8 protein-coding genes and 1 pseudogene are annotated in these 10,704 nt (G+C 61.7%); 4 read left to right on the top strand and 5 right to left on the bottom strand.

Going from position 1 to position 10,704, the window contains the following annotated elements; translation table 11 throughout:
• Positions 1-361 (bottom strand): annotated as a pseudogene (locus BFP96_RS31270) (diguanylate cyclase); the annotation flags it as partial.
• Between the two features lie 126 nt (positions 362-487).
• Positions 488-1,513: a protease SohB gene (gene sohB / locus BFP96_RS12600; RefSeq protein ID WP_065888325.1), complete on the bottom strand. Its 1,026-nt coding sequence runs from the start codon at positions 1,511-1,513 to the stop codon at positions 488-490.
• Positions 1,514-1,705: 192 nt separating this feature from the next.
• Here sohB and BFP96_RS12595 point away from each other — a divergent pair, with 192 nt between their 5' ends.
• Positions 1,706-2,416 carry a histidine phosphatase family protein gene (locus BFP96_RS12595; RefSeq protein ID WP_065936321.1) on the top strand — a complete coding sequence of 237 codons (711 nt, stop codon included), beginning with the start codon at positions 1,706-1,708 and terminating at the stop codon, positions 2,414-2,416.
• 56 nt (positions 2,417-2,472) lie between these two features.
• Positions 2,473-2,787: an SCP2 sterol-binding domain-containing protein gene (locus BFP96_RS12590; RefSeq protein WP_005788868.1), complete on the top strand. Its 315-nt coding sequence runs from the start codon at positions 2,473-2,475 to the stop codon at positions 2,785-2,787.
• Between the two features lie 248 nt (positions 2,788-3,035).
• On the opposite strand, the gene BFP96_RS12585 is transcribed toward BFP96_RS12590, so the two are convergent.
• Together BFP96_RS12585 and BFP96_RS12580 are read right to left on the bottom strand one after the other, a co-directional pair.
• Positions 3,036-3,659, bottom strand: coding sequence for a hypothetical protein (locus BFP96_RS12585; RefSeq protein WP_065895595.1), 624 nt, complete (start codon positions 3,657-3,659; stop codon positions 3,036-3,038).
• A gap of 46 nt (positions 3,660-3,705) precedes the next feature.
• Positions 3,706-6,348, bottom strand: a complete 2,643-nt coding sequence (locus BFP96_RS12580; protein ID WP_065936320.1) for an MGH1-like glycoside hydrolase domain-containing protein — start codon at positions 6,346-6,348, stop codon at positions 3,706-3,708.
• A gap of 243 nt (positions 6,349-6,591) precedes the next feature.
• Here BFP96_RS12580 and BFP96_RS12575 point away from each other — a divergent pair, with 243 nt between their 5' ends.
• Positions 6,592-7,968, top strand: coding sequence for a 2-oxoadipate dioxygenase/decarboxylase HglS (locus tag BFP96_RS12575; protein ID WP_065936319.1), 1,377 nt, complete (start codon positions 6,592-6,594; stop codon positions 7,966-7,968).
• Between the two features lie 62 nt (positions 7,969-8,030).
• On the opposite strand, the gene BFP96_RS12570 is transcribed toward BFP96_RS12575, so the two are convergent.
• Positions 8,031-8,255, bottom strand: a complete 225-nt coding sequence (locus BFP96_RS12570; protein ID WP_065888320.1) for a DUF465 domain-containing protein — start codon at positions 8,253-8,255, stop codon at positions 8,031-8,033.
• Between the two features lie 175 nt (positions 8,256-8,430).
• Between BFP96_RS12570 and tkt the strand changes: the two genes are divergently transcribed.
• On the top strand, positions 8,431-10,488 hold the full coding sequence (tkt, locus tag BFP96_RS12565) for a transketolase (RefSeq protein WP_065936318.1): 2,058 nt from the start codon (positions 8,431-8,433) through the stop codon (positions 10,486-10,488).
• The last annotated feature ends 216 nt before the right edge of the window (positions 10,489-10,704 follow it).

The following is a 10,704-nucleotide window of genomic DNA, read 5'->3' as shown; positions in this document are numbered from 1 at the left end:
CCGCCGCAATCAAGCGATTGGAGGACATCAGCCAACCGCCCTGCTGGTCGTAGATGGTGATGCCGCTCAGTTGCGGCATCAGCGGCTGTTGTCGACGGATCAACGCGTTGATGCGCTCGATCTGCGCCGGGCCACTGCCTTCGGTTTCCAGGCGCTCGACCAGCCCCAGCAACAACAGCGCGCTTTGCCGCACGATGCCTTCGGTGTAGGTGTTGAGCGCCTGGGTCAGGTTCAAGCCATGCACGTCCACTTCCGCCAGCGCCCGCTCACGGGAAGACAGGACTTTCCAGATCGTCAACGAAGTCAGGGAACAGCCGATGACCAACAGCAAAAGCATCACAAGACGGGTATCACGCTTCACGTCAGCACCTTAAGGAAGCCTGGTAGGTATCCAGCCATCATTCGAACGTCGGTACTCACAGCGGCCACCGGTTCCGGTGGCACTCGCATACAAGCGGACTGAAGGCCCGCCCCCATGGAGCAGCCTTTACCAGAACCGCTGCTGGGTCAGCCGGCTCCACCAGGTCAGCAACACCCGATCCACCGAACCACTGGCCGCCAGCCCTACACGCTCCTGCAGGCTTTTACGCTCGGCATAGTGCAGGTGGAACACCTCGGCCGTCTTGGCCTTGGTCGCCAGGTATTCGTCGCTGGTTTGCAGTTCGTCGACCAGTTGTTTATCGAGCGCTGCAACACCCAGCCACACTTCTCCGGTCGCGACGTCATCGATGGCCAGCTGCGGGCGATAGCGCGACACAAAGTTCTTGAACAACTGATGGGTGATGTCCAGGTCTTCCTGGAATTTTTCGCGGCCCTTCTCGGTGTTTTCGCCAAACACCGTCAGGGTGCGTTTGTATTCGCCGGCGGTCAGCACTTCAAAGTCGATGTCGTGCTTTTTCAGCAGGCGGTTGACGTTGGGCAACTGCGCCACCACGCCGATGGAGCCGAGGATGGCAAAGGGTGCGCTGATGATCTTCTCGCCGATGCACGCCATCATGTAGCCGCCGCTGGCCGCGACCTTGTCGATGCACACGGTCAACGGCACGCCCGCCTGGCGGATACGCGCCAGTTGCGACGACGCCAGGCCGTAGCTGTGCACCATGCCGCCGCCGCTTTCCAGGCGCAGCACCACTTCGTCTTTTGGCGTGGCCAGGCTCAGCAATGCGGTGATTTCATGGCGCAGGCTTTCAGTGGCCGAGGCCTTGATGTCACCGTCGAAATCCAGCACGAACACCCGCGGCTTGGCCTCAGGCTTGTTCTTGCCCTGCTTTTTCTCGGCTTTGCTTTCGGATTTGCGCAGGGCCTTGAGCTGGTCCTTGTCGAGCAACGACGATTCGAGGCGCTCGCGCAGGCCCTTGTAGAAATCGTTCAGCTTGCTGACCTGCAATTGGCCGGCGGCTTTACGACGCCCTTTGCTGCGCAGGGCCGCGAAGCTGATCAACACCACCAGAATAGCGACCACCAGGGTGACGGTCTTCGCCAGAAAGCTCGCGTATTCGGCCAAAAAATCCATATGTCTCCTTAAGAATGCACTGCGCCAGGCGCGGATGGCCCAGCATACCGGCGCCAATGCCTGCGGACCAGTGCCCAGACCGCCAGCAGCGCACCTCTAACGGACTTTTAAAACAAGCGTATGTTTTTTCATTGACAGCTCGCGGGCATCCTCATAACCTCGCCAGACTTTCAACGTACCGGGAAAACGGACGTGGGCAGCATCTATCTGATTCGACATGGCCAGGCCTCCTTCGGTGCAGACGACTATGACGTCCTGTCGCCCGTCGGCGTGGAACAGGCCCAGGTACTCGGTCGCCACCTGGCAGAGCTGGGGCTGACGTTCGATCGCTGCCTGTCGGGCGACCTGCGCCGCCAGCAGCACACCGCCACCGCCACGTTCGATCAATACCGCGCCCTCGGCCTGCCGGTTCCGCCCCTGGAAATCGACAGCGCGTTCAACGAGTTCGACGGCGAGGCGATCATTCGCGGCCTGCTCCCCGACCTGCTTGGCGAGGAACCCGACGCCGTGCACATCCTGCGCAATGGCGCGCAGAACCGCAGCGAATTCCAGCGTATCTTCGCCCTGATCATCGAACGCTGGCTGGCCGGCACCTACGATCCACCGGGGCTGGAAAGCTGGCAGGGGTTCGTCGAGCGTGTCGAGGGCGGCTTGCAGCGTATTCTCGAAGCGGCCGACAACAGCGACAAAATCGCCGTGTTCACCTCCGGCGGCACCATCACCGCCCTGCTCCACCTGATTACCCGAATGCCGGTCGCCCAGGCGTTCGAACTGAACTGGCAAATTGTTAACACCTCGCTCAACCAGCTGAAATTCCGTGGTCGCGAGGTGGTACTGGCTTCCTTCAACAGTCATGCCCACTTGCAGCTGTTGAAGGCGCCGCAGTTCATCACTTTCCGATGAGCTGCGGCCAACCGTGACCCCAAGGTCACTGGACTCCACCCTAAAGGATCGAAACCATGACTGACGTAGCCAAAGCTGTAGAAGCAATGAAAGCCAAATTCAACCCAAGCGCTGCCGAAGGCCTGGACCTGGTATTCGGTTTCCGTATCGACGACACCAAGAATTTCTCGCTGGTGGTCAAGGACAAGACCTGTGAACTGCAGGAAGGCGAAAACCCGGACGCCCAAGTGACCCTGGTCATGGACAGCGAAACCCTGGAAGGCATCGTCGACGGTTCCACCGACGGCATGCAGGCCTTCATGGGCGGCAAACTGCGCACCGAAGGCGACATGATGCTGGCGATGAAACTGAGCGAGTTGTTCCCTTCCTGATAACGCCGCGCTCAAGAAAATCCCGCCTTCCGGCGTAATGTCGTTCAGTTAAGGCTTTTTGTAGGAACGAGGGGGGCGCCTAGCTCTTGCTCGCGAAAAACCACAGACGCCGCGTTCAATCAGGAAACACGCGTTATCGTTGACGTTTTTCGCGAGCAAGCTCGCTCCTACAGGGGGCGATAGACGCTTGACTGAACGGCATTACGCTGAAGGCGGAATTTTTTCATTTAAACGCACAGGCCCTGCTGTCAGCCACCTGCGGCGGCGTCGACCTTCTTGAACTGTTCCAGATCCCGTGGCTTGCCCTCGGTACCGTACCGGTTGATGAGGCGCCCCTCCCCCGGCTTCAATTGGAACTCCCCGGACTCCACATCCCGGCCGATCACCAGCACATACTTGTTGCGCCCAACGCGCACATACACATTATAGAAATCCACCAGCTGATCTTCAGTGATGAAAATACTGTAGGCATAACGCGCACGACGGGCCAGGTTGGGCCACTGCGCCTCCAGTACAGCGACATCCCCGTCCTCACCCACGATGTCCATCGCACGAATGGCTTCTTCAACCAGGGCGTCATTGGCATCGGCGCTTATGGCCACAGGTTTGAGCCGGGTCATCTTGCGCACCGAATCAGGGTCCGCTCCCCGTACTTCGTCGTCCAGCGACAGTGTCACTGACTCGAGACGGTACGTACCGTTTTTGACCCATTTGGAGGCATCGACGCTTTCTGAATCCTGACAGCGCAGACACGCTGCCCTCATCGAGGCCGCACTGGCGCTGCCGACAGACAGGCAGGAGACCAATACACCGGCGCCCAGCAAGATGCCCAAGCGGCTGGCCGGACTTGAAAGGGTGACGCACTTAAGCATGATCTACATCCATGTAAGGTTGGGGGGGTGGGCAAATCTACCTGATTCATGCCTTGAGCGGAACATTGAGCAACAACGCCACCAACGCACTCCACCCCGTCTGATGCGACGCCCCCAGGCCACGCCCGGTTTCGCCGTGGAAATACTCATGGAACAACACCAGATCGCGACTGGCCGGGTCCGCTTCCAATTGCGCATACCCCGCCATCGAAGGGCGCTGGCCATTTTCATCGCGTAGAAACAAGCGCGTGAGGCGCTGGCTGAGGCTGTTTGCCACTTCTTCAAGGGACGCCAGATAACCGCTGCCCGTGGGGTACTCCACCGAGAAATTATCCGCATAGTAGCGGTGAAACTCGCGCAGCGATTCGATCAGCATGTAGTTCACCGGCATCCACAACGGCCCGCGCCAATTGGAGTTGCCGCCGTACAAGCGTGAGTCAGACTCGCCGGGCTGGTAGCGCGCACACAGGGTGTCGCCGTTCATCTTCAGCGCCAGCGGCTGTTCGGCAAAGGCCTTGGATAACGAGCGCACGCCAAACGTCGACAGAAACTCATGGTCATCGAGCATGCGCCGCAGCAGGTCCTTGGTGCGCTCGCCACGCAGCAAAGCGAGCAACAGGCGGTTGCCCTGCCCCGGTTCGTTCCAGCGCGACACCAGCTTGGCCAGGTCCGGCCGGTGTTTCATAAAACCCAGCAGTCGCTCACGCAGGCCTTGCAGCCCTTCGTGCTCGCGCTGCTCCAGCACCAACACGGCAAACAATGGCATCAGGCCGACGATGGAGCGTAGGCGCACCGGCTCGTTCTGGCCGTCCGGGCGGTGCAGCACATCGTAGAAGAACTGGTCCTGCTCATCCCACAAGCCTTCGGCGCTGTCGTCCACGCGGTTGATCGCGCCGGCGATGTACAGGAAGTGCTCAAAGAACTTCACCGCGATATCCACGTACACCCCATTGCGCTTGGCCAGCTCCAGGCCAATGCGCATCAGGTCCAGGGCATACGCCGCGACCCACGCGGTGCCGTCGGCCTGGTCCAGCTGGTAGCCGGGCGGCAAGGTGGCCGAGCGGTCGAACAAGGCGATGTTGTCCAGGCCCAGGAAGCCGCCCTGGAACAGGTTGCGGCCCTCGGCGTCCTTGCGGTTGACCCACCAGGAAAAATTCAGCAGCAGCTTGTGGAAAATCCGCTCGAGAAAGTCCATGTCGCCCACGCCGGTCAGCGCCTTGTCCTGCTGATACACGCGCCAACTGGCCCAGGCGTGTACCGGCGGGTTGGCGTCGTCGAAACGCCATTCATACGCCGGCAGCTGGCCATTGGGGTGCATAAAGCGATCTTTAACCAGCAACAATAACTGTTGCTTGGCATACCCCGGATCAATCAGCGCCATTGCCACGGCCTGGAAGCCCTGGTCCCAGGACGCGTACCACGGGTATTCCCAGGTGTCGGGCATGGACAAAATGTCGAAATTGGACAAGTGCCGCCAATGGGTATTGCGGATATGCAGGCGCTCGGGCGGCGGCGCGGGTTGGGCCGGGTCGCCGTCGAGCCACTGGTTTACATCAAAGTAGTAGAGCTGCTTGGACCACAGCAACCCGGCCAGGGCCTGGCGCTGCACATTGCGCGCGTCAGCGTCGGCAATGCCTTGCTGCAAGGCGGCGTAGAAGTCGTCCGCCTCTTGGCGGCGCAGCTCGAACAGCTTGCGTGCATTGACTTCGGGCGCGTCCACCGGCGCAAACCGCAGGTACAGGGTTTTGCTCTCCTGGCCCGCCAGTTCGAGGCTGAAACGCGCGGCGACCTTGGTGCCCGTGTCGCGGCGAATTGCCGAGTCCGCGCCGCCCACCACATAGTCGTTGATGCCATCCTTGAACGGCCCCGGCGCCGGTTGCCCATCGAGCTTGGGGACATTGCTTTCGTTTTCGCAGAACAGCCACTCCAGGCCGTCCTGGCCCCAGGCGCTGAGGTGACGGTCAGTCAGCTCATGATGCCGGGCCAGCACCCGCTCACCGTCCAGGCGCAACTGCGGCTTGGGCGCGTCAAAGGTCCAGCTCCAGTCATTGCGCGCCCACAGTTGGGGCAACACCTGCACACGCGTCGGCTGGTCCGCGCGGTTGTGCACGGTGACGCGCATGAAAATATCGTCAGGCTGATGCTTGGCGTATTCGACCGTTACATCACAGTAGCGGTTGTCTTCGAATACGCCGGTGTCGAGCACTTCGTACTCGGCATCCTCAAGCCCACGGCGGGCATTTTCGGCGATCAGGTCGGTGTAGGGAAACGCCGCATGGGGATATTTGTAGAGCATGCGCATATAGGCATGGCTGGGCACGCCGTCGACAAAAAAGTACAGCTCCTTGACGTCTTCGCCGTGGTTGCCCTCGGCGTTGTCGAGGCCGAACAGGCGCTCCTTGAGGATGCTGTCACGCTCGTTCCACAGCGCCAAACCCAGGCACCAGCGTTGCGCCTTGTCGCTGAAACCGGCCAGGCCGTCCTCGCCCCAACGGTAGGCGCGGCTGCGGGCGTGTTCGTGGGGGAAGTAGGCCCAGGCGTCGCCGTCGGCGCTGTAGTCCTCGCGCACCGTGCCCCATTGGCGTTCACTCAAGTAAGGCCCCCACTCGCGCCAGCGTTCGGCATCCTCTGTCGCCAGCCGCCGGCCTTCGAGGGTGTCGAGTATCGGGTGTGTGGGTGTGGCCGTCATTGAGTGCTCCATCGCCTGCCGGATGAGCAGCAGTGTAGAACCCAATGACGCTCGGATGCACATGAAGACTCAGGCGGGCCTGGTCGGCGGTGCCGGTGTGTTTGCCCGATTGTGGTCATGTTCATCTCATCTCATTCATTTGCAGAATGAAGTCCAGAGGATTCTTCGTTTGCAAGCCGGCGTGGCGCTCAACAAAATCGGGACAAGGCCACTTTTGTCATCCCAGCCATCAGGAATTTTTCTATGCACGCCACTGCACATGTCAGCCCCGACGAGATCCGCAAGGGCTTTTCCAAGGCGATGTCCGACATGTACCGGGATGAAGTTCCGTTGTACGGCGCGCTGCTGGAGCTGGTGGCGCAAACCAATGCCCATGTGCTGGAAAGCGATCAGGGCCTGGCCGAGCACCTGCACCGTACCGGCGAAATCCAGCGCCTGGGCATGGAACGCCACGGTGCGATCCGCCTGGGCACCGCCGCCGAACTGACGACCATCAGCCGCCTGTTTGCCGTGATGGGCATGCAACCGGTGGGCTACTACGACCTGACACCGGCGGGCGTGCCGGTGCATTCCACCGCCTTTCGCGCCGTGCATGAGCAGTCACTGCAAGCCAGCCCGTTCCGCGTGTTCACCTCGCTGCTGCGCCTGGAGCTGATCGAAAACCCCGCGCTGCGCAGCTTCGCCGAAACCGCCCTGGCCAAGCGCTCGATCTTCACCCCAGGCGCCCTGGCGTTGATCGAGCAGGCCGAAACCGACGGCGGCCTCGATGCCGAGGATGCCGAGGCCTTTATTCGCCAGGCGCTGGAGACCTTTCGCTGGCACCACAGCGCCACCGTCACGGCCGAACAGTATCGGCAACTCAGCGACCAGCATCGCCTGATCGCCGACGTGGTGGCCTTCAAGGGCCCGCACATCAACCACCTCACCCCGCGCACCCTGGACATCGATCAGGTACAGGCCGCCATGCCCGCCCACGGCATCACCCCCAAAGCCGTGATCGAAGGCCCACCGCGACGCCATTGCCCGATCCTGCTGCGCCAGACCAGTTTCAAGGCCCTCGACGAACCCATTGCCTTTACCGATGCCCAGGGCAGCCACAGCGCGCGCTTCGGTGAAATCGAACAACGCGGCGTCGCGCTCACGCCCAAGGGCCGCGCCCTGTACGACCAGCTGCTGAATGCCGCCCGCGATGAACTCGGCGCGGCACCCAACGAGGCCAATGCGGCGCGCTACGAGCAATTGCTGGAGCAACACTTCCAGGCATTTCCGGACAACCACACGCAGATGCGCGAACAAGGCCTGGCCTACTTTCGCTATTTCCCCAGCGAAAAAGGCCTCGCAGCCCGCGGCCAGCCCGAATCACCGCGTACGCTGCAGGCCTTGCTCAGCGCAGGGCACGTGGAGGTGGAACCGCTGGTGTACGAGGACTTCCTGCCGGTGAGCGCAGCGGGGATCTTCCAGTCGAACCTGGGCGATGCCGCGCAGAGCCACTACGCGGCCCATTCAAACAAAGCCGAGTTCGAAAAGGCGCTGGGCCGCAGCACGATTGACGAGTTGCAGTTATATGACGAAACGCAGCAGCGTTCCGTGGAGGCGTGTGTGAGAGCACTGCTGGTATAAAAAAGCTGCCGGTATAAAACGCTGCAGATATAACCAGAGCGTCCACCGGCAGCGATTTTTGCTTAACCCAACTTCGCGACAATTTCGTCTTTGATCAGCAACCGTTTCTTCTTCAACTTCTCCACGTCCTCATCACTGGCGCTTGCCGATTCCGCCTTCAGCACCTCCCCGTCGGCAGCGTCGTATTGCGTAAGCAGCGAGTCCAGCCGTTTGTCCCCCGCCCTGCGCTCGTGGACAACTTCCTTGCTCAACCCCAAGTCCTGATACAGGTCGTGTTTCACTGGCATGACTTACCTCCACAAGTTGATCAATGGCCTACCCCTTGAAGCTAGCCCATTGACCGGGGTGTTGTCATGTTTGCAGTCGATACAGCCCCGTTCGTCGCAACCCTGGCGATGGGATCAAACCTTTTGGCCTGCCCTGCCCTCCACTGTAGATCGCCACTCGAGGGAGACCGGTTTCATGAATCACACCGCAACCGCCGCCGACACGCAATGCATCAACACTATCCGCACCCTGGCCATGGATGCCGTGCAGAAGGCCAACTCGGGCCACCCCGGTACGCCGATGGGTCTGGCCCCGGTGGGCTATACGCTGTGGAGTCGTTTCCTGCGCTATCACCCGGAGCATCCCGACTGGCCCAACCGTGACCGCTTTGTGTTGTCGGTGGGGCATGCGTCGATGCTGCTGTATTCGCTGCTGCACCTGGCCGGCGTGGTGGAGATCGACGCCCACGGCAAGCGTTCCGGCGAGCCGGCGGTCAGCCTGGACGACATCAAGCAGTTCCGCCAGATGAGTTCCAAGACCCCGGGGCACCCCGAGTACCGCATGACCACCGGCGTGGAAACCACCACCGGCCCCCTGGGCCAGGGTTGCGCCAACAGCGTGGGCATGGCCATGGCCGAGCGTTGGCTGGCCAAGCGATTCAACCGCGACGGCCAGGTGCTGTTCGATTACGACGTCTACACCCTGTGCGGTGATGGCGACATGATGGAAGGCATCAGCAGCGAAGCGGCGTCAATGGCCGGGCATTTGCAGCTCGATAACCTGTGCTGGATCTACGACAACAACACCATCAGCATCGAGGGTCACACCGAGCTGGCCTTCAGTGAAGATGTGATCAAGCGTTTCCAGGCGTATGGCTGGCACACCGTGCATGTCACCGATGCCAATGATCTGCAGGCATTGAGTGTGGCGCTGGACGCCTTCAAGGCCAATACCGGCGCACCGACCCTGATTGTGGTCGACAGCGTGATCGGCTACGGCTCGCCGCACAAACACAACACCGCCGCAGCCCATGGCGAGCCGTTGGGCGAAGACGAAATTCGCCTGACCAAGGCCGCCTATGGCTGGCCTCAGGACGCCAGCTTCCTGGTGCCCGATGAAGCGCGCGCAACGTTGCGCGATGCACTCGTCGAGCGTGCCGAGCCGTTGTTCGCCGAGTGGAACCAGACCTTGGCCGCCCTCGACCCGCAACGCGCCGATGAGCTGCAGCGCATGCGCGCCGGGGAAATGCCCGAGCACTGGCAGGCCGACCTGCCGGGCTTTGCGGCCGATGCCAAGGGCGTCGCCAGCCGCGCATCCGGCGGCGAGGTGCTGAACGCCTTCGCGCAAAATATTCCCTGGTTGCTGGGCGGTTCTGCGGATCTGTCGCCGTCGACCAAGACCAACCTCACGTTCGACGGCGCAGGCCGTTTCAGTGCCGACGACTACAGCGGGCGCAACCTGCACTTCGGCATACGCGAGCACGCCATGGGCGCGATTGCCAACGGCCTGGCGCTGTCCTACCTGCGGCCGTACACCTCGACGTTCCTGGTCTTCAGCGACTACATGAAACCGCCGATCCGGCTCGCGGCGATCATGGAGCTGCCGGTGGTGTTCGTGTTTACCCACGACTCCATCGGCGTGGGCGAAGACGGCCCGACGCATCAACCCATCGAACACCTGACCCAGCTGCGCGCCACCCCGGGCTTGCTGACCCTGCGCCCGGGGGATGCGAATGAAACCCTTGAGTTGTGGAAGGTGGCGCTGGCGCAAACCCATCGGCCAAGCTGCCTGGTGCTGTCGCGCCAGCCGCTGCCGACCCTGGACCGCAGCCGCTACGCGTCGGCCGCAGGTGCGGCCAAGGGCGCCTATGTGTTGGCGGGTGCGGACAAGCCCGAGGTGGTCCTGCTCGCCACTGGCAGTGAAGTCAGCCTGGCGGTTGCGGCCTATGAACAACTCACCGGCGAAGGCATTGCCGCGCAGGTGGTGTCGATGCCCAGCTGGGAACTGTTTGAAGACCAGGATCAGGCCTACCGCGACAGCGTCTTGCCGCCGACCGTGAAAGCCCGCGTGGTGGTCGAGCAGGCCGGCCCCCTGGGCTGGGATCGCTACGTCGGACAGGCCGGGGCCAAAGTGGTGATGAACAGCTTTGGCGCCTCGGCGCCGCTGGCGAAGTTGCAGGAAAAGTTCGGCTTCACCGTGGAAAATGTGGTGGGGTTGGCCAAGCAGCAAATCCAGCACAACCGGGCGGAATAAACCGCGCCAATGCGCAGGGGGCTTGCCCCCGATAGCGAAGTGTCAGTCACGGATGATGTGACTGATGCACCGCCATCGGGGTATAGGTATCTACACAACGTTTCAGACCGTAGCAGCCGACGGTAACCACGATGCGAAGCGAGTCGCTCTTGATCTTGATCTGCTTTTGATCTTAGGCGCCCCGTTAAACCACGCTGGCCGAACGCAGGCTTGAAT

This window comes from Pseudomonas sp. 34 E 7 (assembly GCF_900005715.1).
Taxonomy (GTDB): Bacteria; Pseudomonadota; Gammaproteobacteria; order Pseudomonadales; family Pseudomonadaceae; genus Aquipseudomonas; species Aquipseudomonas orientalis_A.
Note: the sequence above shows the minus strand (reverse complement) of the source record. Positions and strands in the feature narration are given on the sequence as shown.

Bases quoted from the DNA above. Each gene is read 5' to 3' on its own strand.
- sohB (WP_065888325.1), bottom strand. From the start codon at position 1,513: ATGGATTTTTTGGCCGAATACGCGAGCTTTCTGGCGAAGACCGTCACC.
- BFP96_RS12590 (WP_005788868.1), top strand. From the start codon at position 2,473: ATGACTGACGTAGCCAAAGCTGTAGAAGCAATGAAAGCCAAATTCAAC.
- BFP96_RS12585 (WP_065895595.1), bottom strand. From the start codon at position 3,659: ATGCTTAAGTGCGTCACCCTTTCAAGTCCGGCCAGCCGCTTGGGCATC.
- BFP96_RS12580 (WP_065936320.1), bottom strand. From the start codon at position 6,348: ATGACGGCCACACCCACACACCCGATACTCGACACCCTCGAAGGCCGG.
- BFP96_RS12575 (WP_065936319.1), top strand. From the start codon at position 6,592: ATGCACGCCACTGCACATGTCAGCCCCGACGAGATCCGCAAGGGCTTT.
- BFP96_RS12570 (WP_065888320.1), bottom strand. From the start codon at position 8,255: ATGCCAGTGAAACACGACCTGTATCAGGACTTGGGGTTGAGCAAGGAA.
- tkt (WP_065936318.1), top strand. From the start codon at position 8,431: ATGAATCACACCGCAACCGCCGCCGACACGCAATGCATCAACACTATC.